Raw genomic sequence first — 24,418 nt, forward strand, 5'->3', positions numbered from 1 at the left:
CATTTAACTGACGATTATTGCTCATTATTGATCATTTGTGCTCATTTATGATATTAACAGCGTTTTCATAAGATGTAAAGTGATTTTTTCTGCTCATTCCTGAAAAAACAGTTCTTGAGAAAAAACCTCCCGATTGCCTATTTCCTACCGGGAGGCAGCGACATATTTATAATACATATGGCGAAAAAGCGGGTGAACAGGGATGGCCAACAACACTAACGGGTATGGCAGCAGCGGCGGCAATAATAAAATCAGCAATGGTTCCGGGGGTCCGGGAAATCCTGTTGAGTCAGCGGAACTGACCGCTGATGACTACGAGATTATCGCTGCCGGGCTGGCTGCTCTCGGAGAATTCTTTGCTTTTTTGGCACTTGTCAAGGCTAAGCAGGTTACGAAGGAAACCGGCGGTCAGGTGGATGTAGCGCCTGCTCTGTTCATCCAATCACGCAAAAAAGCGGCAAAACGGAAATCCCGTCTGCCGCGCCGGTAGCTGCAGGTTTATTCAGCGGAGGTTAATGGAAGAGCCTGATGCCGCTCCATTATTTCGCTTACCTGACTGCTCTGATTCTCTTCAATATCCACAATAACGATAATACGCTCATTTTCGGCATGCTCAGCATATTTAAAGGCATCCGCCTCCGGTATTCCTATCCCGATCAGGCTGACGGCAAGACCCTCGTCCTCAAGATCGGCTCCGGCCAGCTTGCGTGCCGCCGGTCCGGCAGATACAGCGGTGTCGTTGATCATATCCAGGCCGACGCCCACCTCACGGGCTGTCCCAAACAAGCCTGCATTTCCGGCTCCGCTCTCCGTTTTTCCGATGCCCGTGTCGTGGCTGATCCGCTCAAGAGTACTCTTTTGCTTCGTTACAGCCGAGATATGCTTCGCTTTTATACCGTTATCCTTCAAATCTTCGATTGCCAGCACGGCATCGCTCGGATGCCCGAATATCCCTATAACAAGCGCAGTCATGTGCATCCCCTCCTGTTAATGCGTATTAACCTGCTCTTTTCCCGCTTAAACCGGGCCAGGGCTAAATACACTCTATCAGGCTGAATCAATCTCTTGCGTTTCGGTTATAAAGATAGAATCGGGAAGAGCTATACATAGGACCGTGCTACACATTCAAGATTACGGAGGTGCTGCTATGCTGCAAAGCAAATATTTTCGGACAAGCCTGTCCATTATTTCCTTTCTATTAATTCTTTATCTGGGCTCCAAGGTGATGTTCCTGTTCACGCCGCTGCTCTCCATTATCAATCTGCTGCTGGTGCCCATGATGCTCTCAGGATTCATGTATTATCTGCTGCGCCCGCTCGTCAGGTTTCTGGAGAAGCATAAATTGAACCGCGCACTATCGATTCTGCTGATCTATCTCGTCTTCGCCGGCCTGTTCGTACTGTTCTGGATTCTGCTTTGGCCAACGCTGCGCGAGCAGTTTCAGAATTTTATTGATAATATGCCTTACCTGGTACAGGGAATGCAGAATCAATTTAATGAGCTGCGGAATAACCCGGCACTGTCACGGTTTTTCTCGGGCGATACGGACCTGTCCGACAAAATTTCCGAATATTTAAGCAACGCGATCAACTGGATGACCAATTCCATGTCTAATCTGATCGGGGTCATCTCCAGTATTGTCGTGGTTATCGCCACGCTGCCGATCATTCTCTATTACATGCTAAAGGACGGGCACAAGCTGTCCCCTATCCTGCTGGGGCTGTTTCCGCGGAAATTCCGCAAGGAAGGCCAGGATATGCTCGGTGATATCGACAGTGCGCTCAGCGGCTTCATCGTCACCCGGGTTATTCTGAATGTGGTGCTCGGGATTATGCTCTACATCGGCTTCCTGTTCATCGGTCTGCCTTATTCCCTGCTGCTCGCCATGATTTCTATTCCGCTTAACTTTATTCCTTATGTCGGCTCGCTGCTTGCGTCAGTACCGGTTGTTATCGTCGGATTCATCGAATCCCCTTCTATGGCGATCTGGTCGCTTGTCATCATTCTGGTCGCCCAGCAGATCCAGGATAATGTGCTCTCTCCGATCATTTACGGCAAATCGCTTGATGTGCACCCTCTAACTACAGTTGTCATTGTGCTGGTAGGCGGAGATTTCTTCGGAATTATCGGTGTGCTGATTGCCCTGCCTGTCTATATGATTGCCAAAATCATTTTTATGCGCATTTACGAGATTATTGTGGCAGAGCGGGTCGAGGAGATTCAGCTGCCTAAAGACGAGCAGATGTAGCTGCCGTAAAAGAATACAAAGAAGCAGCGTCCCCCGCTACAGGGAAACGCTGCTCTTTGTATTTGCTGTTTATGCAGGCTGGCGCGGCTCACTTAAGGCGATCAGAAAGCTGGTTATCCCCGCAGGGAGCGGACCACAAAGCTATGTGTGCCCTTCATCAGATTCTGTCCGTCCTGCAGCGTAACCGCACCCTTGGTGTGCGAGACGATGACTGTATTGAAGGCAACCAGCTGGTCGCCTTTCCAGACAGTAACCGCCGATTTAAAATAGACAGCGTTGTCAAACTGCTGGCGCTCTCTCATGACATAGCCGACGGAGTGAAGAACCGGGGGCAATGCCCGCTCCTTGGGAGCGAGCGCCTTAATGTACACAATGTCACGAAAAGGCACAGCAATTTCCTGATGGCCGATGACGGCCAGCGAAGCCTGAGGGTCCCATTTTCGCAGCACGCCCTTCATGATCGTATATGGTGCCTCGCCGCAATACATGATGACCGGTCTGCCTACCCAATGCTTCATTGCTCTCACCCCTTCACTATGCCCCTGCTACCTATAAATTCGGTATGGACCAGTCGATTCCTTTCAAACCGTGAGATTCCAGATACTGATTCGCCTGTGAAAAGGGCCTGCTGCCCAAAAATCCGCGGTGTGCCGAGAACGGGCTGGGATGCGGAGACTGGATAACCTTATGGCGGTCCCGGTCAATATAGGCTCCTTTTTGCTGGGCATGGCTGCCCCACAATATAAACACCATCGGTTCTGTCCGTTCATTCAGCTTCTCCATAATTGCGTCCGTAAATGTCTCCCAGCCCAATCCTTTATGTGAATTAGGCTGGCCTTCCCGGACAGTCAGCACGGCGTTAAGCATCAGCACACCCTCCTCTGCCCAGTGCAGCAGGGATCCGTGATTGGGGACAGGCATGCCGGTATCCACATGCAGCTCCTGATAAATATTGCGCAGTGAAGGCGGAATGCGTACACCGGGCTTTACCGAGAAGCTCAGCCCGTGGGCCTGTCCCGCCCCATGATAGGGGTCCTGTCCCAATATAACGACCCGTGTCTTACTGTATGGCGTCAGCTTGAGTGCCGAGAACAGCAGCTCCTTAGGCGGATAGACTGTATGCTGTTTATACTCTGCTGCTAACGCATAGCGCAGCTCCTCAAAATAAGGCTTCTGAATTTCCTCCTGCAGCACTTCATCCCAATCATTTCCGAACATTACGGTTCCCCTTCCGATTCCTGCTGTGATTTAGACCGTACTCTGTATTACCCTATTTACGGCCGTAATCCGCTTTGATCTCTCCCCATTCCTTTGTCTGCCACTTCAGTACTTTGTTATTATAGGTGTTTGTCCGCAGCCAGTGCTCAGCCCTGTCAATCAGCGTCCAGATCTCCTCTGTAGAAGCATCGCGCGCCAGGGTGGTCGCCACCTTCTTCTGCTTGACCCATTTCATCGCATTGACGGAATCACTGTAAACCGTCCTGCTGCTGCCCTCTTTCTTCAGAAGGGCCAGTGCATGCACAATGGCCAGAAATTCGCCCAGGTTATTCGTCCCTTTCCGGATCGGCCCGCAGGAGAAAATAACATCCCCGGTCTGTGTATCCACTCCCTTGTATTCCACCGGTCCCGGGTTTCCCCTTGTGCCGACATCTACAGAGATGCTGTCATAATCAATTTCCATTGATTCCGGAGCGCTTGAAGCTGTGCTGCGGCTCCAGGAGCCTGACGGTTTGCCCTTCGCCGCACCGGACCCCGAAGCCCCGCTTCCCCAGTTGCCTTTCCAGCCTGCTTTGAAGGCAGCATCCGCGGCAGCCTTTGACTCATAGGATTTGTATTTGGCTCCGGTGTAATGATCGGTCTGGGCCTGACATTCCGCCCAGGTCGTGTAAACACCCGGCTGCTTGCCCTCCCAGACCACATAAAATTTCTGTTTTGCCATGTTCGCTGCTCCTCCTGCAACCAAATTCATCAGAAGAATATTGTAATCCAAACTCTGCCCGGATAGAAGCCCGGACCGGGAAGACAGTTGTTTAGCCTTTAGGAATTGGCGGATAACCGGATAATCGTGAGCCGGCACGCCCATACTATACCGGTGATGAATCCAGCGGTTTAAGTGTAATATTGATGATCGTCTGCAGCCGCCCGGCATCCGGGTCCGTCTTGACCAGCACCCGCAGGCCCACGAGTGCATTATGCAGATAGGCGGCCATGTCAGCCGGGTCAAAGCTGCGCGCAAGCTCACCGCTTTCCTGACCCTGGCGCAGCAGGCGTTCAAGCAGATGCTCGGTGTTCAGGAAGGCTTCCGTTACCTTGGCTGCCGCCTCAGAGTCATGATTAGCAAGCTCCACCGCGGTATTCACCAGCAGGCATCCTTTAGGCTCGGGGCCTTTCTTGAACGCAAAAGCTTCGAATAACAGCCGGATGGCTTCCTTGGCGGAAGGCAGCCCTTCTACCTTGCTCTCCATTTTACCGGAAACCGTATCCGCATAGCGCTCCATTACTTTCATATATAAGGTATGCTTGTCTCCAAATGTATCGTACATGCTGCGCTTATGTATGCCCATGCCCGTTACAAGATCCTGCATAGAGGTCTTCTCATAGCCCTGCTGCCAAAAAATCGTCATCGCTTTGCCAAGAACGTTGTCCACGTCAAATTCTTTACTTCTGGCCATGTAACATGCTCCTTTCTGGCCTTATTTTATCATTTATAGAACGATCGGTAAATATTGTGGGATAGAGTGAGTTAAATCACTTCAATTCCGCACCAACCGTTCTATATTAATTTTAAAGCTATCCGCCACTAACCTACTCTACATTACACAATCAGGAGGCTTAGTCAGATGAACAAGATTACTTTTGGAGCGGCTGTACTCGCTTTTACCCTGCTAATGGGGTGTTCGGATTCAGGCAGCAGCAATGCGGTGGACAACACGGCTGGCAGTACAAACGGAACCGGGACAGCAGATGCTGTTACAACAGCTTCCATTGTCGATAACGAGGCGGCCTTCAGACAAGCACTCAGCAAGGAAGGTACCTGGATTGCGGCTGCGCTGCGCGATCTTACCTTTACCGATGAGCTTGTTGTTGACGGACAATTCGTCCATAACGGCGGGCCTGCCCGCAAAATCGCCCTCTACACCCAGGACGAGGACCAGAGCATCACCAATTCCTTCACCTTGACTGCTCCCAAAATGACGGTCAGAAGTGAGAATACCCGGCTCGAAGGCGGCATTTATATTGGAGATGTCTATGTCGAGGCTGACGGATTCACTGTTATCAGCGCTACAGTCAGAGGGAATATCTATTTTGCAAACAAGCAGTACCTGTCTACGTTCAAACTGGGTGACCAGGGGATGGTGAGCGGATCAGCCAAAGTAAAATAATGCCGTTCCATATGAAATGAGGTGCATCTTATGTCTGTCCGGCGGTTTAACGTAATCCTTTTATTCTCCCTGCTCCTTCTACTATCCTCATGCAGCTGGCAGAGGGCCGAGCAGCAGGTGCTCCGGATTCAGTCCGGCCAGAACCTCAAACTCCTTACTACTACAGATATTCACTATCTTTCCCCCAGGCTGACCGATAATGGGCCTGCTTTCCGCAGCTTTCTGGCTGCCGGGGACGGCAAGCAGCTGAACTACAGTGATGAAATGCTGGATGCCCTGGACTTGGATATAGGAATCCGGCGCCCGGCGGCAGTCATAATCAGCGGAGACCTGACCAATAACGGGGAAAAAGCCAGCCATCAGGATCTTGCCGGGCACTTGCGGGCGATTGAGCAGCGAACCGGAACGCGGATTTATGTTATTCCGGGCAATCATGATGTGATGAACCCTTGGGCAAGACGCTTTGAGGGGGAGCGGCAGTACCAGACGGATTCCGTCACTCCCAAAAACTTCCGCAGCATTTACAGCGAATTCGGTTATGGGGAAGCTCTGCTGAAGGACAATGACACTCTCAGCTACCTGGCAGCCCCTTCAGAGGATCTCTGGCTTCTGATGCTGGATACCAGCCAATACAGCAGCAATAAAAAGCTGGGGCATCCCCAGCTAGACGGCCAGCTTACCGAATCCACTCTGCGCTGGATCGACCGCTGCGGTGAGCTGGCTGACCGCAGCGGTGCGCGGATTGTGGCAGTTATGCACCACAGCCTGCTTGATCACAGTGATTCTCTCCGGGAGGGCTTCACGCTTAACAACAACGAGCAGGCTGCTGCGGCCCTGCGCCGGAACGGGATTACAACGGTATTCAGCGGACATATTCATTTCCAGGATATCCGTACAAGTGAAGCCGGCATCTATGATGTTGCCAATAGCGCCTTGTCCGTCTACCCGCACCAGTACGGGATTCTGGATTATTCACCTGCATCTCAGACGATGGACTACAATACCGCGAAGCTAAACGTAGAGCTCTGGGCCAAATCGGCAGGCAGCACAGACCCCAACCTGCTCAACTTCAATGCCTACAGTGAAGAGGCGTTCCGGAAGCTGTCAGCGGACAAAAGCTATGCCAGGCTGACCGGTGACAGCAGCTATGACGGTTATAAGCAGGAACAGCTGGAGGCTATGGCGGATGTTGTAGGACGGCTGAATGAGATTTATTTTGCAGGGACTGCTGATAAGGATATTACTGCTGTTACCTCGTCGGAAGGCTTCCGGCTGTGGCAGGCGGCACCGCACAGCGGCCTTAAGAGCTATGTGCTTCGGATGGCGGAGCTGGAGCGGAAGGATAATAACCATTTTGTTACAAAGTTTCCTCCATGGTAACGTTTGAACCATGCGGATTGCGTTTAATTTAGGGCGAGCACTATATCCTGCATACCCCAAGGAGGACAACAATCCCATGTTCAAACGGATGGATGAAATTATGATTGAGATTCCAGATGTCGAGAAACCCGACCCGAATGCGGCTGCTGCCGTGCAAGAGCTGTTAGGCGGCAAATTCGGGGAAATGTCTACGCTCAACAACTATCTCTACCAGTCTTTTAACTTCCGTTCCAAGGACAAGCTGAAGCCGTTCTATGACCTGGTGATGAGCATTACCGCTGAAGAGCTCGGGCATGTGGAGCTGGTCTCCCATGCCGTCAACAAATGTCTCAGAGGCTCAACCGATTATAAAAAGCCGGACTCTACTCCGCTTGAATCTGTTAAGGATGCCCGCTTGTCTTACCATTTCCTGGCCGGAGCGCAGGGTGCCATGCCGTTCGATTCCATGGGCAATCCGTGGACCGGGGCCAATGTGTTTAACAGCGGCAATCTTGTGGAGGATCTGCTGCATAACTTCTTCCTTGAATGCGGGGCCAGGACCCATAAGATGAAGGTCTATGAAATGACCGATCATCCGGCTGCCCGTGCGGTTGTAGGCTTCCTGCTTGTACGCGGCGGCGTCCATGTCGTGGCTTATGCCAAGGCACTGGAGATTGCCACAGGCGTAAACGTGACCAAGCTGGTACCGGTACCGTCTCTAAGCAATAAACTGTTTACTGAAGCCAAAAAATACGAGGAAAAGGGCGTGCACACCAAGCTGTACACCTGGAGTGACAAGAACTTCAGCTCGATCGGCCAGATCTGGAAGGGAACTCACCCTGAGGACGGTCTTCCGCTTGAAGTGATTGAAGGTGCCCCTGAAGGTGTTCCTATTCCTGAATCGCCTGAACTCAAGGAAGAATTCGCGCCGGGCATCTCCGCAGAGGAATTCAAAGAGATTGCGAAACGGCTCAAAATGGCCGGTAATATCACGGACTAGCTTTTGTAAAGCGGCAGGCTTGAGCTTGATATAAAATGATTATTGGACAGTAACAGGGCGCCTGCCTGTGCAGGGCGCCCTATTTGGTCGTGTGTTTGCCATCGTCATTCGGTTTAATCGTAGCCGCCGACGGCTTCCGGTAGCTCCAGGTAAGCCGGCTTGCTTTTGACCAGCTCAAAAATATAGCTCCGCAGCTCCTTCAGCTGCTCAGCATCTGCAGTTATTTGGCAGTTTTCCTCATCCCAATAAAAGGACCGCTCTTCCCCGTCCAGCCTAATTTGCCAATATTCCTCGCCAAAAGGTGTCTTCGAGCAGCTCTTTGTGTCAGGCTCCAAATTCAGTTCCCTGTAAATGTTGATTGTGCGTAAACGGTTATAAATATCCGCCAGTTCACTGTCTGTAAAAACCAGCTCCGCCTGTGCCGTTCCCTTAGTCACCAGATCCTTGGTCACCGTACCGTTAAAGGTGTTAATCTCATTTTTACCCGTAATCCCAAAGCGCACAGAAAATGCAAAATCCGCCGGCATGATTTCCGGCATTTGTCCGGTAACAGATGTGCGGGGTGTGTTGGATGAGTCCGGTGCTGCGGGTGTGTCAGATCCGTTGGTTGCATTTGGCAAGTTGGATGAGTGGGGCGCGGCGGGTGCGTTACTTATAGCGTTTGCTGCCCCTCGTTCAGCACTTGGACTATTATTTTCTGTGCAGCCTGTCAGGACTAAAAGTAACAGCAGGGAAGCGACTGGTAGCAGCAGGCGCATTATTCCCCCTCCTTCTGTAACTGGTTACCCTTTATTACCCTTATTCTTACTAAACGGCTGATCTCTGATAATGTTGCGTATGGAGGAAAAGGTGCGGCTTGTACGCTTCGGATCAAGGGCATTTTTGCCTCTCATTCCGGCGATCTGGCTGCATCTGCCCGAATCAGAGGCATTTTTGCCTCTCATTCCGGCAAAACGGCTGTTTCCACTCGAATCAGAGGCATTTTTGCCTCTCATTTCGGTGATCTGGCTGCATCTGCCCGAATCAGAGGCATTTTTGCCTCTCATTCCGGCGATCTGGCTGCTTCTGCCCGAATCAGAGGCATTTTTGCCTCTCATTTCGGCGATCTGGCTGCATCTGCCCGAATCAGAGGCATTTTTGCCTCTCATTCCGGCAATCTGGCTGCTTCTGCTCGAATCAGAGGCATTTTTGCCTCTCATTCCGGCGATCTGGCTGCATCTGCTCGAATCAGAGGCATTTTTGCCTCTCATTCCGGCAAAACGGCTGTTTCCACTCGAATCAGAGGCATTTTTGCCTCTCATTCCGGCGATCTGGCTGCATCTGCCCGAATCAGAGGCATTTTTGCCTCTCATTTCGGCGATCTGGCTGCATCTGCCCGAATCAGAGGCATTTTTGCCTCTCATTCCGGCACCGCAGCTTCAAGGATAAGCTCCGTGGAGGCAACCTCCCTGCCGTTCACCAGCAGCACAATCCGGTGCCCGCCCGGATAGTGGCGGCGGGTGGTCAGGTCTGCCCAGCGGTGTGTCCGGACGGCAGACAGCCTCGCTCCTCCCGGAACCGTTTTGTCGGAGAGCAGGAACAGCTTGCGGGAGGTTTTGCCGCCGGCCTTCACAAAATCAATTCCGTATTCCACCCGGATCCGCACCGGTTCCCCCTCCCGCACTCTTAGCTCATAGCTCAGCACACAGCTCTCGCCAATCCGCAGAGCGGGCGGATCGACGGACAAGGCGGCGGCTGCCACTAGCGGCGTATGATCTTCTTCCTCCGCATAGCCGAAGATCGCCATAATCTCCGGGTTTGCTTTGCGGATCAGCGAGCGGCAGCCATGCCGCACGATCCAGTCAGTGCGGGTGCTAACGCCCATCCAGCGGCGGGCAATGCCGATGACGACATCCGGATGATCCTTGGCAATATCATTCAGGTTGTTGGCCACACTTTTGCGCACATACAGCGACGGATCATCCTTGAGCTGCTCCAGCACCGGCAGAACGGGGGAAGGGTCACGTTTGAATACCGGCAGCGCCTGCCCCCACGGAAGACGCGGACGGCAGCCTTCGCTGGCAAGCCGGCGCACATGCTCATTGCTGTGCCGCGACCAGATGAGCATCTGCTCCATCATCCGCTGCGGGTCGCGCAGCAGAAAAGGTCGGACGGCAAACTCGGCACTCGACCCCTGTGTAAATCTTTCCAGCGCAGCCACCGACAGCGCCCAATGCTCCTCAGCCTGCCCGTATACCTCAACGAAATCGGGGAAGATCAGGTAGGGGAAACCCGTGCACTCCTGATCTACCGCATACAGGACGGCCAGAGCCTGCTCATAGCCGGCCGGCAGATAAGTTCCCAGTGTCTGCGTAATCCGCCGCATCCGCGCTTTCAGCTCCAGCTCTCCCCACGGCTCCCTCATCGCCTCAGCGACAAAGCCTTCTATATCAAATGCGTCATAAGCTCCATGCAGTTTCCTGCCGAAGCTCCGCAGAAATCCTTCATTGTACATTGCCTTTAGCGGCTCCGCCATGTTTTGTACCCTCCAATAGTTGTTGAAATCCCGGTTATGAAAGCATAACATGGCATACTGGACAGCTTTGTGTCAGGTTAAATTTTACTACAGGCTATTTATACGGTAATTCTCTGCTATCCGTTATTCTGCCGTTTTGGCAAACCGGTGATACCGGTCCCGCGCTCATACTCTTCATCCTCAAGGAACGGAGAGATCGTCCAGAGCCCGGCAATACTGACCACATCCTCTTCACCGGGCACATAAGCATAAGACTCCTCATCGTATTCATCCTCACCGTCTGCGCCTTCTCCCGAATCATCCTTACTGGCATCGGTATCATCATCATACTCATCATCAGCCCCGGCAAAAATCAGCCCATTATCCGTTTCCTACCAAACAATATGAATTGTAGAAGCTTATACAACGCCAACCAGATAGATTAAAAAAATGCTCCAGGATACTTCAATTCACCCTGAAGCTGCTCAAGCACTCCTTCCTTCAGCTCGCAAACCTGAAATACCTCCGCAGGCACAGGAAACTGCAGCAGCTCCAGCCCGTGCCCGCCAGCAGTCACAAAACCGAACCGGGGATAGTACGACGGATGTCCTATCAGCAAAATAGCTCCGAACCCGAGGCTTGCCGCACGTCTTTTCCCCTCTTCAATCAGCAGTCCGCCGATGCCCTGCTTCTGATAATCCGGATGCACCGCAATCGGCGCCATTACAATCACCGGATGCTCATGCGTTTCTCCCAGTACCTTGGCTCCGCTCAGCAGAATATGGCCGACCACCTTGCCTTTTTCCTCAGCTACAATAGACAGCTCCGGGATGAACGCTTCTGAAGCCCTGATCCGTTCCACCAGCTTCGCTTCATCCTCACGGTTCCCGAACGCCAGCTCATTCAGCCGGAACACCTGCCCGTAATCCTCAGCCTTTTCAGTTCTAATCAGCATATATACTCCTCCTAATTAAACAGTATCTTAATCTCGTCTATTCCCTTCTTCGCGCGGACGTTCTGATCGATCCAGTACCTTAGCATCATTGGACAGGGTCCACATGCTTCAACCGGGCCTCCCTGAATCCGTTCTTCCTTCCCTCGGGCGTTATGCTGTAACTAAACTGCAGCACACCGGTATGGGCAAAATAAGTATATTCCACACCAGGCTCATCTCTAAACTCTACCTCCACCAGAAAAGGCGGCGCTTTGATGCTCCAGATCCCTTTTACCGAAGAAATCTCTTCTTTTGTGTAGCCCTTCATATCCGTCAGATAGGCGGTGACCCGCTTGGCGTAAAGGATTTTGTTAATCTGAACATACACTACCGGTGTCAAAATAAGCAGCACAAGCAGAATCCGCAGCACAATAGCAGCCCTTCCTACTATCTGCCTCAACTGTAAACGCCTCCTTCTGCTTATGACCTGTTTTCAGCAGTTTTGCAAATTAAACCTGTTTTCAAAACGCGTTTGCTGTCGTAAAATAGTTGAAAAGCTTTTGGAGCGAAAAGGATACGGAGGGCCGGGACGATGCCAAAGTCGCTTGTCAAAAACATTGATTTTTTTGTTGCCGCCATGTCACAGACCTTTGTGTCCGCACTGCAGCTTGACCCTGACGGGATGTATTCCCAGGTCGGCTACGGCATAATTGAAAAATTCTCCGAGGAATATGTGCGGGTCAAACGCTTTGACGGCACGGTGTCACATTATGACCGGGGAATAACCAAATTTCAGCATAACCGGGCATAGGACATGAATATTACTATTTCTGTGGCTGAGTTGGATTTCCTTCTTTTTCCACAGGGAGAAGAGATTCACGCGCTGATGGATCAGATGAAGAAGAACCCATCTCCAATCGGCAAAAAAAGCGGACGCACGCTCAGCATGCATCCGCTTTTTTGAGTTATTTGTGCACAACCGGCCGTTCTGCGTTTGCAGGCTCATCTCCAGAACTCCGTCCCGGCAAAGACCTGCGCTTTATCCGGGGAACCTTCTCCTGCCCCTGCCACCTCTGCCCATGGTACACGCTGCCCCCGAAGTTCACTTATGCCTGCCGCTGCATATTCGCTGTAACGGACAGTGGCTTCATTGGCCGGGTTGCCCCAGTTATCCCAGCCGGCAGGATGAATATGTGCCCCCAAACGGCAGTTCACAAAGGCCGTTGAAGCATGGCTGCGCCAAGGCCGCCCCAGATAGATGCCGCTTACCTCAGCACCCGATGTTAACAGGCATTCCTCGAATACATAGCCGTATGCCTGGCTCTCAGGCGTAGATGCTGCCGTTACATAACCGACGCCATCATGGGTGGAACGCAGGCTGCGGATTTCACAATGTTCGAAATAGGCGGTTGCCCCGCCAAAAATAAAATCCACTGTCCCTTCAATATAACAGCGGGAGTACAGCTGGCGGCACTGCTCATGGCGCTCACGCAGCGGAATACCGCCAAAGGGGCCGCCGTGCTTGTTCGCTGCAGGCAGCGGACCGGTGAAGATCGTGTCCTGGTGTCCCTTGAATGTACAGTTGCGGAACACGGTCTCATCACAATGGGCATACAAGGCCAGTGCCTGGCCGATCTCCGGACCTTGCCCCGCCGTATTGGCGACAGTCAGATTTTCGATAACCAGCCTGCTGCCGTTCAAAAACAGGGTCGGTGTGGCAAACGTCCCCTGCTCTGCCCCGGTCTCATCCGGCTGCCGGGCGTAACGGTTATTCGTAATGACAACTTCGCCGATCCCGGCAATGGTCAGATCCGAACGATAGATCCTCACCGCCTCTTCATACACTCCTGACAAAATATACAGTGTCTCATGCATATGAGAGGGCCGGCGCTCAAGCTCATCCACTGCCTCCTGGATTGTCCGGTAATCGCAAAAGGCCTCTTTTCCTACCCACATCGTCTTATCCTCCCCGTTTTGTTCATAACTAAATTAATTATGTCCATGCCCGAACATCAGGCAGGTTCATCTTGCGCCCCTACCTTTTTCGCTCCGTCAAACAAACAAGTTGATTATAGCGCTTTCTCAATCAAAGTGCCAACAAAAATTTTAACGTGTGCATTTTAATATTTCCTTGACTTGGCAGGGTTTGAGGAATACACTGGAATCGTTAACAATTCATTTTTTTCGGGGAGAGCTTATGATAACAATCAAAGACATTGCACGTGTTGCAGGCGTCTCCCATACTACGGTGTCCAGAGCGCTGAACGGCAGCCCGCTGATCAAGAAAGTCACCCGCGACAAGATTGAACGGATCGCCGCCGAGATGAACTATGTGCCGAATTACAATGCGAAGAGCCTCGTTACCAAACGATCCTTCACCATCGGGCTGTTCTTCTCCAGTATTGATCAGGGAACCTCGTCAAGCTTCCTGGTGGATGCCATCAAGGGTATCAGCCATGCGCTGGACGAGAACTACAATCTGACCGTCCACGGGATTGACGGAGTACGTAATTTCGGCAACATTCAGCCGCAGCGATTTGACGGTATTCTTGTCATGAGCCAGAGCGATGAGGATAATGCTTTTATTTACCATGTCAAAACCATCGGCATCCCGCTTGTCGTGCTGAACCGCCAGCTGGAGGATCCCGGCATTATGAACGTGGTGGCGAACGACCGTGAAGGTGTCAGGGAAGCCATCGACTACGTGGTATCCCAAGGGCACCGGCAGCTTGCTATTATTGAAGGCAAACCCGGCTTCAAGTCCTCGACCGAGCGCAAGCAGGGCTTTATGGACAGTCTGATCGCACACCGTATTCCGCTTAATTCAGATTATTTCGTGCAGGGTGATTACAGCATTGAGAGCGGTTATGCCGCCATGTCCCGGCTGCTCAGCCTTCCGGAGCCTCCGGCCGCCGTCTTTTGCTCCAATGACGATATGGCCATCGGGGCCATGAATGCCTGTTATGCCCATAAGATCAGCGTTCCGCAGCAGATTTCCCTGCTGGGGTTCGACGATATTATGTTTGCCCGGTACACGAATCCAGCCCTGACCACTGTCCGCAAGCCGATTACGGATATCAGTGAGCTTGGCACGAAGATGCTGATCCAGCTGCTGCTGCAGCCGGACACCAAGCCCCAGCAGCTGTTTGTCAAGACGTCGCTGGTTATGCGCGATACGGTGGCAGACCGCTGAGGCTCATTTGCCTAAACCGCAAATCTCTGTTCTTGCAGAATCGGATCCCCCTCATTCAGCAGGGTGAATCCGTTTCTTCCTGATAAAAATGTTCACGTGTGCATTAATTAAACTTTATCTATTTAAATTTAAAGGAGACGTTGAAAACCATGACAAACCGCCTATCCAGAACCACCCAGCCCGGCCTGCCCGTCTATCCTGAACGGATGATCCAGTTCGGCGAAGGCAACTTTATGCGCGCCTTTGTAGACTGGCAGCTGCAGCAGATGAACAACCAGGGGCTGTTTAACGGCAGCGCCGTGCTCGTTCAGCCGATCGGCCAGGGGCTCGGCGGACTGATGGCTGAGCAGGATAATCTCTATACCGTGCTGTTAAACGGGATTATGCAGGAGCAGACGGTAAACTCCCGTGAGATCATCACAAGCGTCAGCCGGGTGATCAACCTTTATGACGATTATGCTGCCTATCTGGCGCTGGCTGAAGATGACGGTCTGGAATTCATCACTTCCAATACAACTGAAGCGGGCATTGCCTACAGCGCCGGCGACAGTCTGGGTGACACACCTCCGAAGAGCTTTCCGGCCAAGCTGACGGCACTGCTCCACAAACGCTTTGAGCTGGGCAAAAAGGGCTTCATCATTATTCCCTGCGAGCTGATTGACCGCAACGGCGAGAAGCTGCTGCAGATCGTGCAGCAGTACGCTGCAGAGTGGCAGCTGGGCGAAGATTTCACTAAATGGCTCGTGGAAGAAAATACCTTCTGCTGCAGTCTGGTAGACCGGATTGTACCCGGATATCCGCGTGATAAGGCTGCCCAGCTGGAAGAGGAGCTGGGCTACAAAGACAATCTGATCGTTACAGCCGAGCCATTCCTCTTCTGGGTTATCGAAGGACCGGCATGGCTGTCCGAGAAGCTGCCGCTCGCCCAGGCCGGACTGAACGTAGTGGTAACTGACGATATGACTCCGTACCGCGAGCGCAAGGTTCACCTGCTGAACGGCCCGCATACAGCCATGGTTCCGCTGGCTATGATGGCCGGTCTGGAGACCGTCGAGGATGTAATGAACGACGAAACCTTCTTCCGCTTCGTGCAGGAGCTGATGAACAACGAGCTGAGCCCGATGCTGGATCTGCCTGCCGAGGAGCTGTCCTCCTATTCCGCCGCTGTACTGGAGCGGTTCAGAAATCCGTTCGTCCGTCATGAGCTTGCCTCCATCTCACTGAACAGCATCTCCAAGTTCAAGTCCCGGCTGCTGCCGGTGCTGCTCCGCTACCGCCAGGAGCGCGGCCAGCTGCCTGAGCTGATGACGCTGGCCTTTGCCGCCCTGCTGCTCAGCTACCGCGGAGACCGTGTAGCCAGACAGGACGGCGCTGAGGTGCTGGAGGTGTTCGATCAGGCCTGGAACAATCCGGACAGCTTTGTCCAGACCATCCTTGCCGATGAGAGCTTGTGGGGCCAGGATCTGACACTGGTGCCTGGACTTGCGGGCGGCATTGCCGCCAAGCTGCAGGAGCTTGACCGCACCGACAGCCGTGCGGTGCTGCAGCAGGCTGTGAATTAATAGAATACCGGATTAGGGTTCTCTGAGAAACAAGGAAGAATAAGGCAGGATACACTCCTGCCTTGATATAAAATAACAACTTTTTTAGGAGGGACAGACAGCATGAAACGATTAATGAAAATGAACCCCCGTGACACGGTGGCTGTAGCCCTGCGTCCGGTTACCGCCGGTGAGCAGCTTGAAATCGACGGGCTGACCGTTCAGGCAGGCCAGGATATTCCCCAGGGACACAAGATCGCCCTGACCGGCTTTAACGAAAATGACGTCATCACCAAATACGGCTATCCGATCGGACACGCGATTGCCCCAATCGCAGCAGGCGACTGGATTCACACGCATAACATTAAGACCAATCTGGTCGGCGAAGAGGAATATGACTATGTGCCTGACCTTCATCCGGTCACCTATCCGAAACGCGACCTGACCTTTCAGGGCTACCGCCGTGCTAACGGCAAGGTCGGCATCCGCAACGACCTGTTCATCATCCCGACTGTCGGCTGCGTGAACGGTATTGCCGAGCAGATGCTGTCCGAGTTCAAGGCGGAGCACCCCGACCTGGGCGGCTTCGACAACCTCACCGTGCTGAAGCACCCATACGGCTGCTCCCAGTTGGGTGATGATCACCGCATGACCCGCAGCATCCTGTTGGATGCCGTAAATCACCCGAATGCTGGCGGCGTGCTCGTCTTCGGCCTCGGCTGCGAGAACAACATCGTCTCCGAATTCCGCAGCATTCTCGGCGATCATGATGAGAGCCGGGTTAAGTTTCTTGTGGCCCAGGAGGTGGGCAATGAGCTTGAAGCCGGACTGGCGCTCCTGGAAGAGCTGTACGATGCAGCCAAGGATGATAAGCGTGAGCCGGTACCGCTCAGCGAGCTGAACATCGGCCTGAAATGCGGCGGCTCGGACGGCTTCTCCGGCATTACGGCCAACCCGCTGCTGGGCGCATTCTCCGATTTCATCATTTCCCAGGGCGGCACCTCGGTACTGACTGAAGTTCCGGAGATGTTCGGTGCTGAGAAAATGCTGATGGCCCGCGCGGAAAGCCGCGAGGTCTACGAGGATATCGTCTCCCTGATCAACAATTTCAAGCAGTACTTCCTCTCCTACGGAGAGCCGGTATATGAGAATCCTTCGCCGGGCAACAAAGCCGGCGGTATCAGTACGCTGGAGGACAAATCACTCGGCTGCACCCAGAAGGCCGGTACTTCTCCCGTCGTTGACGTGCTGGATTATGGCGTAAAGCTGCGCAAAAAAGGCCTCAGCCTGCTGCAGGCTCCGGGCAACGATCTGGTGGCTGCTTCTGCTCTTGCTGCCTCCGACTGCCAGCTGGTGCTGTTCACCACCGGCCGCGGTACTCCATTCGGCAGCTTCGTGCCTACTGTAAAGGTAGCCACCAACAATGAGCTGTTCGCCAAAAAAGGCCACTGGATGGACTTCAACGCAGGTCCTCTGCTGGAAGTGCCGATGGCTGAAGTGCTGGAAGAGTTCATTTCCTATATCATTGCCGTGGCAAGCGGCCAGAAAACCCGCAATGAGCAGAACGAAGTGCGCGAGCTGGCAATTTTCAAAACCGGGGTTACGCTATAATCTCTTATCCTAAATTTCTTATAAAGGGAGCGTCATCATGTTTTTAAACGACGATTTTTTATTGACTACCGAACCTGCACGGCAGCTCTTTCATGAATATGCAGCCAAGATGCCGATCATCGACTACCACTGCCATCTTGATCCGCGTGAAATCTATGAAGACCAGCCGTTCAAAAACCTGACTGCAGCCTGGCTGTACGGCGACCATTACAAATGGCGGCTTATGCGCGCGAACGGCATACCGGAATCGCATATTACCGGTGATGCTTCGGATTACGACAAGTTCCTGGCCTGGGCCAAAACGCTGCCGAAGGCTGTCGGCAACCCTCTCTACAGCTGGACCCATCTGGAGCTGCGCCGCTTCTTCGGTGTTAACGAGCCGCTGAATGAGCAGACAGCACCGGCGATCTGGGAACAGGTTAACCGCAAGCTGGCGGAACCGGAATTTACCCGCCGCGGGCTGATCCGCAGCTCCCGGGTCAAGACGATCTGTACTACAGATGACCCTGCCGATTCACTGGAATATCACAAGCTGCTGAAAGAAACCGAAAAGGAATTCAGCGTATTCCCTACCTTCCGTCCCGACAAGGCGCTGAATATTGATGCACCTGGCTTCCCGGCTTGGATCGCTGCTCTGGAAAAAGCCGCCGGTCTGCCGGTGACGAGCTATGCTGAGCTGCTTGAAGCGCTGAAGAACCGTGTAGAATTCTTCCACGACAACGGCTGCCGCCTGTCAGACCATGCGCTGGATGTCCTGCGCTACAAGGCCGGCTCGGACGCTGAAGCCCAGGCCATCTTCGCCAATCGTCTCGATGGTGCAGAACTGTCCGCCGAAGAGATTACACTCTACCGTACGGAGCTGCTCACGAAGCTCATCGGCTTCTATCATGACCAAGAATGGACTATGCAGCTGCATATCCATGCTTACCGGAACAATAATACACCGATGTTCCAGAAGCTGGGACCGGATACCGGATACGACGGCATAAATGACCTGTCCATTACCGAAAGCCTGTCCAGTCTGCTGGACCGGGCAGAATGCGCCTCGGGTCTGCCGAAGACAATCCTCTATTCACTGAATGCGAAGGATTATCCGGCACTGCTGGCTCTTATGGGCTGCTATCAAAAGGACACCGCCGGCAAAATGCAGCTCGGCTCCGGCTGGTGGTACAACGATACCAGAAACGGCATGCGCGAGCAGCTTACCCTGCTGGCTGACAACAGCCTGCTGGGCAACTTTGTCGGCATGCTGACCGACTCCCGCAGCTTCCTCTCCTACACCCGCCACGAGTATTTCCGCCGCGTGCTGTGCGGACTGCTCGGAGAGCTGGTGGAGCGCGGCGAAGCTCCGGATGATACAGCGCTGCTCGGACAGCTGGTTCAGGATATCTCCTACAACAATGCAGCCGGATATTTCGGCTTCCCGGCTGCGGAATAAGGTAGGGGGAGCAAGCATGCTGCATGTATGTCTTGACGGGGATGGAGCTGTGCCGGAGAATTCCGGCGCCTCCATCCTTTCCCTTTATCCGCTGCCGGTTCAGGAGGCCCGGCCGTTTATCCTCGTGCTGCCCGGCGGAGGCTATCATCATCTGGCTCAGCATGAGGGCGAGCCGGTTGCCTTATGGCTGAACAGCATCGGTATTCATGCCGGCGTGCTGAAGTATGTGACTCAGGACATTAACCCGTCTTCCTTGATCAAGGATGTGGAGGATGCACTGGCCTGGGTGCGGGAAACGCCCAAGGATTGGAAAGTCCGGCCCGGGCAGGTCGGCCTCACCGGCTTCTCGGCCGGCGGGCATCTCGCTGCCATAACGGCAGTCACGGCAGCCCCGGCATCTAAACCCGATCTGCTGATTCTGGGTTATCCGGTCATTACGTTCGAGGAGCCCTTTGCCCACATGGGCAGCCGCACGAACATGCTGGGGCCAAGTCCGGGGGAAGCGGAAGTTGTTGCTCACTCAGCTGACCGGCAGGTTAACACTGATAGCCCGCCAGCCTTCATCTGGACAACCGCCGACGATGCCAGTGTTCCGGTGGAGAACAGCCTGAAATTTGCATCCGCCCTGTCGGAAGCAGGAATTCCGTTCGAGCTGCATATTTTTGAAGAAGGACGCCATGGGCTTGGACTCTCCGGCGGGAATGCGGAATGCCGGCAATGGCTGCAGCTCTGCGAGGTCTGGCTGGGCAAACACCAATTTGTAGCGAAAAAGGAGGAAGTCTGATATGCCGACACTATATATTGCCGGTGACTCTACTGCCGCCCTGAAAGGTGCGGAAGCCAAGCCGATGGCCGGCTGGGGCGAATATCTCCAGACCCACTTTAGCCCTGAAGTCATTATTGATAACCGTGCGATCAACGGACGGAGCACCAAATCCTTTCTTACGGAAGGCCGGCTGGCCGATATTGATAAGGATTTTCAGCTCGGTGATTACCTGCTGATCCAGTTCGGGCATAATGACGGAAAGCATGACGACCCTTTGCGTTTTACCGATCCTGATACCGAGTACAGGCAGAATCTGCGCCTGTACATCGAGTCCGCCCGCAGCCGGGGCGGCTATCCGGTGCTGCTGACCTCTGTCAGCCGCCGCCGGTTCACAGCGGAGGGTGAACCCGATCTGCTGGCCGTAGGCGCTTACCCGGCGGCGATGCGCGCCGTTGCAGAAGAAACGGGGACGCCGCTGCTTGATATTTTTGCTGCTTCCCAGCAGCTGTACCGCAAGCTCGGCATCCAGGGATCGCAGCACCTGCTGATGCATCTGCCTCCGGGGCAGCACCCTAACTATCCGGACGGTGTAACGGATGACACACACTTCAGTACCGAAGGCGCCAAGCGGGTCGCCGCTCTTGTGGCGGTCGCCATCCGGCAATGTCCGGCGTTAGCAGAGCTGCATCCGCATCTGCATAAAAGATAAGCTTACATAAACCCGCCAACTGGTCATATTAACGGGAAATGTACCGTTCTTTCCGGCTTCAGCGGCCATTCTGCCCGAATTAACGGGAATAGTACCGTTCTTTTCCGGCTTCAGCCGCCATTCTGCCCGAATTAACGGGAAATGTACCGTTCTTTCCGGCACCCGCGGCCATTCTGCCCGAATTAACGGAAATAGTACCGTTCTTTCCGACACCAGCGGCCATCCTGCCCGAATTAACGGGAATAGTACCGTTCTTTCCGACACCAGCGGCCATCCTGCCCGAATTAACGGGAATAGAACCGTCATTTCCGACACCAGCGGCCATTCTGCCCGAATTAACGGGAAATGTACCGTTCTTTCCGACACCAGCGGCCATTCTGCTTGAATTAACGGGAATAGTACCGTTATTTCAGGCATCGGCGGCCATTCTCCCTGCATTAACGGGAAATGTACCGTTATTTCAGGCATCGGCGGCCATTCTCCTTGCATTAACGGGAAATGTACCGTTCTTTCCCACCCGCTAACTTTTGTATAGTTCAATCCAGGCATGAATATATTACTCCCAAGGAGGCCACCTGTAATGAACATACCGCTGCATCTCGGTATCCGCGCCCATGATTTCCCCGGCCATTCCCTGCCGGAGCTGATCGCGAAGCTGAAGCACTACCGGTTCAGCCACATTCAGCTTGCCGTGCGCAAATCCTTCCCGGCCAGTGTCCCTTCCCTGTCCTCGCTCAGTCCAGGAACGGCTGTATATTACGGGGAAAGCTTCCGCCAGTCGGGCATCAAAATCGCCGTGCTCGGCTGCTATGTCAACATCATTGATCCTGACCCCGGCAAACGGCAGCAGGCATTGCAGGATTTCAGCACACATCTGCGTCTGGCCCGTGACTTCGGGGCCAGTCTGGTCGGCACTGAAACGGGCAGCGTAGGGAGCGGCTATACGCCGGACAATTTTACCGAGGAAGCCTTTCAGGAGGTGGTCGCGTCGGTAAAGTGGATGGTGGCGGAAGCTGAACGGTTCGGCGTCACCGTGGGCATTGAAGCAGGCCAGAATCATCCGCTGCATAGCGCCAGGCTGGCGAAGCGGCTGCTGGAGCTGGTTCCGTCGAACAATCTGCAGATTATTCTGGACTGTGCTAACCTGATGTCACCGGATAATTACCGACAGCAGGAGGCTGTTATTGCTGAAGCGCTGGAGCTGCTGGGCGACCGGATTGCGGTCATCCATCTCAAGGATTTCACTGTAGAAGACGGCAAAATCGTTATCGTTCCTGTCGGCCAGGGACAGCTGCATTTTGCGCCGATTCTGCAGTACATGAAATACAAACGCCCTCATATCCAGGGACTGCTGGAGAGCACAACAGAGCCCTTTTTACAGGATAGTGTGGATCTTCTGCACCGGCTGTATAATGAAGCTTAGGCTTTCGCCGTCCCGTCAGCGTCTTTTAAGCATCCGCAGCATGCGGGTGCTTTTTTGGCGTGAGCAGTTGTGCTGTTATGTGCTCCCCGGGATTTTCATGTAAAATAGACGATGGAGCTCCGCTCCCCTTACATATGTTAGTTACTCAGGATCATGGGTACAATTAGGTTAGACAGCTTCATTCATACAAAAGGACAGGTGAAATCATGCACAATTTCGGATTTGCCCGGGTCGCCGCAGCTTCCCCCGAGCTTCGCGTCGCAGACTGCGGGTTTAATGCCGCACAGATTATTGAAGTAATCAAACAGGCTCATGCACAGCAGGTCGAATACCTGGTGCTTCCAGAGCTATCTATTACAGGGTATACCTGCGCAGATTTGTTCCTGCAGCCCAAGCTGCAGACTGAAGCAATATCAGCCCTGCATGAAATTACAGCCGCAACAGCCGGCCTCAGCCTGATTGTTATCGCCGGATTGCCTGTCGCCATCAAAGGCCGGCTGTTCAACTGCGCAGCAGTCCTTCAGCAGGGCAAGATTCTCGGTATTGTGCCCAAGACCTGCCTGCCCGGCTACAGCGAATTCTATGAGCCGCGCTGGTTCGCAGCAGCCGAGGAGCTGGAGGTTACCGAGCTCCGTCTGGGCGGTGTGACCGTGCCGATCGGCAATGATCTGATTTTTGCCAGTGAAAGTGACGGCAATCTGTCGTTCGGCGTAGAAATCTGCGAGGATCTCTGGGTACCGGTTCCGCCGAGCAGCCTGCTGGCCCAGGCCGGCGCCCTGCTGCTGTTCAACCCGTCCGCCAGCAACGAGCTGGTCGGCAAAGCCGATTACCGGCGCCAGCTGGTCTCCGGCCAGTCCGCTTCCTGTGTGGCGGCTTATGTCTATGCCGGAAGCAATACCGGTGAATCCTCGACAGATGTCGTGTTCGGCGGCCATTCGCTGATTGCCGAGAACGGCCAGACGCTGGCCGAATCGGAACGGTTCAGCCATGAGAGCCAGCTCATTATTGCTGATATCGATGTGCCGAGGCTGCAGTATTCACGTTCCGTTATGGGCACCTTCCGGGCCGGCAAGGGCGGGCGCAACTACCGCGAGATCCTGTTCGCCGATCCGGGAGCAGAGCAGAAGGATCGCCCGCTTGTCCGCAAAATTGCCGTGAACCCGTTCGTTCCCGGCAATCCGCAGCAGCGGGATGAGCGCTGCCGGGAAATTCTGTCGATCCAGACGTCCGGCCTGATGAAGCGCATCCGCCACATCGGTACAAAGCAGGCGGTGATCGGCATCTCCGGCGGACTTGATTCCACGCTCGCCCTGCTCGTCGCTGTTCGCGCAATGGAACGCCTTGGACGTCCGGCAAGCGATGTGCTGGCCGTAACGATGCCGGGCTTCGGCACAACAAACCGGACCTACGACAATGCGGTTGGCCTGATTAAGGCGCTCGGAGCTTCGATGATGGTCGTTGACATCAAGGCGGCCTGCCTGCAGCATTTTGAAGATATCGGCCATGATAAGGATGTTCATGACCTAACCTATGAGAATGTGCAGGCCCGTGAGCGCACGCAGATTCTGATGGATCTGGCCAACAAGAACGGCGGCATTGTCATCGGTACCGGCGACCTGTCCGAGCTTGCCCTTGGATGGTGTACGTATAACGGTGACCATATGTCGATGTACAGCGTAAACTCCGGTATTCCGAAAACGCTGATCCAGTATGTGGTTGCCTGGTACGCCGATCATGAGGCGGATGAGACGGTGAACAAGTTCCTCTACAGCATTATTGAGACAGGCATCAGCCCTGAGCTGCTGCCGCCGTCGGCTACAGGTGAGATTGTGCAGCTGACGGAGAATATCCTTGGACCCTACATTGTCCATGACTTCTTCCTCTACTATATGCTGCGGACCGGTGCTGCTCCGGGCAAAATGCTCTATCTGGCCCAGCAGGCCTTCGGTGAGGCTTACCCTAAGGAGCAGCTCAAGGCCTGGCTGAAGGTGTTCATCTCCCGCTTCTTCACCCAGCAGTTCAAGCGCTCCTGTCTGCCGGACGGGCCTAAGGTCGGTACCGTGAGCCTCTCGCCGCGCGGCGACTGGCGGATGCCAAGTGATGCTTCTGCCGCACTCTGGCTGCGTGAAGTGGACGAATTATAAGCTGCAACATGCTGAATAATAGCTGTATCCTCATCAGTCCAGGCTGGTGCGGGTACAGCTTTTTTGTGTGCTCCAAAAAATTAGTTTGGCTCTTGACGTATTTTTGCAGAGATGATATATTGTTTCATGCTTTAATAATTAAGTTGTTAATTATTTATTGATTAATTATTTCTCG

General features: G+C 53.6%; 28 protein-coding genes. 15 read left to right on the forward strand and 13 right to left on the reverse strand.

Going from position 1 to position 24,418, the window contains the following annotated elements; all coding sequences use genetic code 11:
* Nucleotides 1-202: 202 nt before the first annotated feature.
* Nucleotides 203-490, forward strand: a complete 288-nt coding sequence (locus AC4G46_RS22595; RefSeq protein WP_491124672.1) for a hypothetical protein — start codon at nt 203-205, stop codon at nt 488-490.
* Between the two features lie 8 nt (nt 491-498).
* Here the strand turns inward: AC4G46_RS22595 and AC4G46_RS22600 are convergent, their stop codons facing one another.
* Nucleotides 499-972, reverse strand: a complete 474-nt coding sequence (locus AC4G46_RS22600) for a general stress protein (protein WP_491124673.1) — start codon at nt 970-972, stop codon at nt 499-501.
* Between the two features lie 175 nt (nt 973-1,147).
* Here AC4G46_RS22600 and AC4G46_RS22605 point away from each other — a divergent pair, with 175 nt between their 5' ends.
* Nucleotides 1,148-2,248, forward strand: a complete 1,101-nt coding sequence (locus AC4G46_RS22605; protein WP_491124674.1) for an AI-2E family transporter — start codon at nt 1,148-1,150, stop codon at nt 2,246-2,248.
* Between the two features lie 113 nt (nt 2,249-2,361).
* Here AC4G46_RS22605 and AC4G46_RS22610 read toward each other — a convergent pair whose 3' ends face one another.
* The 4 genes from AC4G46_RS22610 to AC4G46_RS22625 all read right to left on the reverse strand — a co-directional run bounded on the left by AC4G46_RS22610 (nt 2,362) and on the right by AC4G46_RS22625 (nt 4,920).
* Nucleotides 2,362-2,766: a hypothetical protein gene (locus tag AC4G46_RS22610; protein ID WP_491124675.1), complete on the reverse strand. Its 405-nt coding sequence runs from the start codon at nt 2,764-2,766 to the stop codon at nt 2,362-2,364.
* Between the two features lie 31 nt (nt 2,767-2,797).
* Nucleotides 2,798-3,466 carry a uracil-DNA glycosylase gene (gene ung / locus AC4G46_RS22615; protein ID WP_491124676.1) on the reverse strand — a complete coding sequence of 223 codons (669 nt, stop codon included), beginning with the start codon at nt 3,464-3,466 and terminating at the stop codon, nt 2,798-2,800.
* A 52-nt stretch (nt 3,467-3,518) separates the two neighbouring features.
* A complete protein-coding gene (gene rnhA, locus AC4G46_RS22620; protein WP_491124677.1) occupies nt 3,519-4,187 on the reverse strand; it encodes a ribonuclease H in 669 nt (222 codons plus the stop codon).
* Between the two features lie 145 nt (nt 4,188-4,332).
* Nucleotides 4,333-4,920, reverse strand: coding sequence for a TetR/AcrR family transcriptional regulator (locus AC4G46_RS22625; protein ID WP_491124678.1), 588 nt, complete (start codon nt 4,918-4,920; stop codon nt 4,333-4,335).
* 168 nt (nt 4,921-5,088) lie between these two features.
* Here AC4G46_RS22625 and AC4G46_RS22630 point away from each other — a divergent pair, with 168 nt between their 5' ends.
* The 3 genes from AC4G46_RS22630 (at nt 5,089) to AC4G46_RS22640 (ending at nt 7,990) form a co-directional block, all read left to right on the forward strand.
* Entirely contained in the window at nt 5,089-5,631 is a 543-nt protein-coding gene (locus AC4G46_RS22630; RefSeq protein WP_491124679.1) for a hypothetical protein, read from the forward strand.
* Between the two features lie 30 nt (nt 5,632-5,661).
* Nucleotides 5,662-7,011, forward strand: coding sequence for a metallophosphoesterase (locus tag AC4G46_RS22635; protein WP_491124680.1), 1,350 nt, complete (start codon nt 5,662-5,664; stop codon nt 7,009-7,011).
* Nucleotides 7,012-7,087: 76 nt separating this feature from the next.
* On the forward strand, nt 7,088-7,990 hold the full coding sequence (locus AC4G46_RS22640) for a manganese catalase family protein (protein ID WP_491124681.1): 903 nt from the start codon (nt 7,088-7,090) through the stop codon (nt 7,988-7,990).
* Nucleotides 7,991-8,103: 113 nt separating this feature from the next.
* On the opposite strand, the gene AC4G46_RS22645 is transcribed toward AC4G46_RS22640, so the two are convergent.
* The 6 genes from AC4G46_RS22645 to AC4G46_RS22670 form a co-directional block, all read right to left on the reverse strand.
* Nucleotides 8,104-8,529 (reverse strand): hypothetical protein, encoded by a 426-nt coding sequence (locus tag AC4G46_RS22645; protein WP_491124682.1) that lies wholly within the window; start codon nt 8,527-8,529, stop codon nt 8,104-8,106.
* Nucleotides 8,530-8,772: 243 nt separating this feature from the next.
* Entirely contained in the window at nt 8,773-9,393 is a 621-nt protein-coding gene (locus AC4G46_RS22650) for a hypothetical protein (RefSeq protein WP_491124683.1), read from the reverse strand.
* Nucleotides 9,390-10,505, reverse strand: a complete 1,116-nt coding sequence (locus AC4G46_RS22655; protein ID WP_491124684.1) for a DNA alkylation repair protein — start codon at nt 10,503-10,505, stop codon at nt 9,390-9,392. The genes AC4G46_RS22650 and AC4G46_RS22655 overlap by 4 nt, the downstream gene beginning before the upstream one ends.
* A 116-nt stretch (nt 10,506-10,621) precedes the next feature.
* Nucleotides 10,622-10,747: a hypothetical protein gene (locus AC4G46_RS22660; protein WP_491124685.1), complete on the reverse strand. Its 126-nt coding sequence runs from the start codon at nt 10,745-10,747 to the stop codon at nt 10,622-10,624.
* 179 nt (nt 10,748-10,926) lie between these two features.
* Nucleotides 10,927-11,439, reverse strand: coding sequence for a GNAT family N-acetyltransferase (locus AC4G46_RS22665; RefSeq protein ID WP_491124686.1), 513 nt, complete (start codon nt 11,437-11,439; stop codon nt 10,927-10,929).
* A gap of 85 nt (nt 11,440-11,524) precedes the next feature.
* A complete protein-coding gene (locus AC4G46_RS22670; RefSeq protein WP_491124687.1) occupies nt 11,525-11,878 on the reverse strand; it encodes a DUF3139 domain-containing protein in 354 nt (117 codons plus the stop codon).
* A 132-nt stretch (nt 11,879-12,010) separates the two neighbouring features.
* Here AC4G46_RS22670 and AC4G46_RS22675 point away from each other — a divergent pair, with 132 nt between their 5' ends.
* Both AC4G46_RS22675 and AC4G46_RS22680 read left to right on the forward strand, forming a co-directional pair.
* Nucleotides 12,011-12,229 (forward strand): hypothetical protein, encoded by a 219-nt coding sequence (locus AC4G46_RS22675; RefSeq protein ID WP_491124688.1) that lies wholly within the window; start codon nt 12,011-12,013, stop codon nt 12,227-12,229.
* 3 nt (nt 12,230-12,232) lie between these two features.
* Nucleotides 12,233-12,382, forward strand: coding sequence for a hypothetical protein (locus AC4G46_RS22680; RefSeq protein WP_491124689.1), 150 nt, complete (start codon nt 12,233-12,235; stop codon nt 12,380-12,382).
* Nucleotides 12,383-12,420: 38 nt separating this feature from the next.
* Here the strand turns inward: AC4G46_RS22680 and AC4G46_RS22685 are convergent, their stop codons facing one another.
* Complete coding sequence (locus tag AC4G46_RS22685; RefSeq protein WP_491124690.1) at nt 12,421-13,374, reverse strand: pectinesterase family protein; 954 nt, start codon at nt 13,372-13,374, stop codon at nt 12,421-12,423.
* Between the two features lie 241 nt (nt 13,375-13,615).
* Here AC4G46_RS22685 and AC4G46_RS22690 point away from each other — a divergent pair, with 241 nt between their 5' ends.
* From AC4G46_RS22690 to AC4G46_RS22715, 6 genes are all read left to right on the forward strand, one after another.
* Nucleotides 13,616-14,611 carry a LacI family DNA-binding transcriptional regulator gene (locus AC4G46_RS22690; RefSeq protein WP_491124691.1) on the forward strand — a complete coding sequence of 332 codons (996 nt, stop codon included), beginning with the start codon at nt 13,616-13,618 and terminating at the stop codon, nt 14,609-14,611.
* A gap of 149 nt (nt 14,612-14,760) precedes the next feature.
* On the forward strand, nt 14,761-16,173 hold the full coding sequence (locus tag AC4G46_RS22695; protein ID WP_491124692.1) for a tagaturonate reductase: 1,413 nt from the start codon (nt 14,761-14,763) through the stop codon (nt 16,171-16,173).
* A gap of 102 nt (nt 16,174-16,275) precedes the next feature.
* The gene (locus tag AC4G46_RS22700; RefSeq protein ID WP_491124693.1) at nt 16,276-17,763 is read left to right on the forward strand and encodes a UxaA family hydrolase; all 1,488 of its coding nucleotides are present in this window, start codon (nt 16,276-16,278) and stop codon (nt 17,761-17,763) included.
* Nucleotides 17,764-17,800: 37 nt separating this feature from the next.
* Complete coding sequence (gene uxaC, locus AC4G46_RS22705) at nt 17,801-19,201, forward strand: glucuronate isomerase (protein ID WP_491124694.1); 1,401 nt, start codon at nt 17,801-17,803, stop codon at nt 19,199-19,201.
* Between the two features lie 16 nt (nt 19,202-19,217).
* On the forward strand, nt 19,218-19,985 hold the full coding sequence (locus tag AC4G46_RS22710) for an alpha/beta hydrolase (protein ID WP_491124695.1): 768 nt from the start codon (nt 19,218-19,220) through the stop codon (nt 19,983-19,985).
* A 1-nt stretch (nt 19,986) separates the two neighbouring features.
* A complete protein-coding gene (locus tag AC4G46_RS22715; protein ID WP_491124696.1) occupies nt 19,987-20,676 on the forward strand; it encodes a rhamnogalacturonan acetylesterase in 690 nt (229 codons plus the stop codon).
* Here AC4G46_RS22715 and AC4G46_RS22720 read toward each other — a convergent pair.
* Nucleotides 20,641-21,144 carry a hypothetical protein gene (locus AC4G46_RS22720; protein ID WP_491124697.1) on the reverse strand — a complete coding sequence of 168 codons (504 nt, stop codon included), beginning with the start codon at nt 21,142-21,144 and terminating at the stop codon, nt 20,641-20,643. The genes AC4G46_RS22715 and AC4G46_RS22720 overlap by 36 nt on opposite strands.
* Before the next feature lie 112 nt (nt 21,145-21,256).
* Between AC4G46_RS22720 and AC4G46_RS22725 the strand changes: the two genes are divergently transcribed.
* Both AC4G46_RS22725 and AC4G46_RS22730 read left to right on the forward strand, forming a co-directional pair.
* Complete coding sequence (locus AC4G46_RS22725) at nt 21,257-22,099, forward strand: sugar phosphate isomerase/epimerase family protein (protein ID WP_491124698.1); 843 nt, start codon at nt 21,257-21,259, stop codon at nt 22,097-22,099.
* Nucleotides 22,100-22,305: 206 nt separating this feature from the next.
* Nucleotides 22,306-24,243, forward strand: a complete 1,938-nt coding sequence (locus AC4G46_RS22730; RefSeq protein WP_491124699.1) for an NAD(+) synthase — start codon at nt 22,306-22,308, stop codon at nt 24,241-24,243.
* Nucleotides 24,244-24,418 lie beyond the last annotated feature (175 nt).

The organism is Paenibacillus sp. fava2 (genome assembly GCF_058313675.1).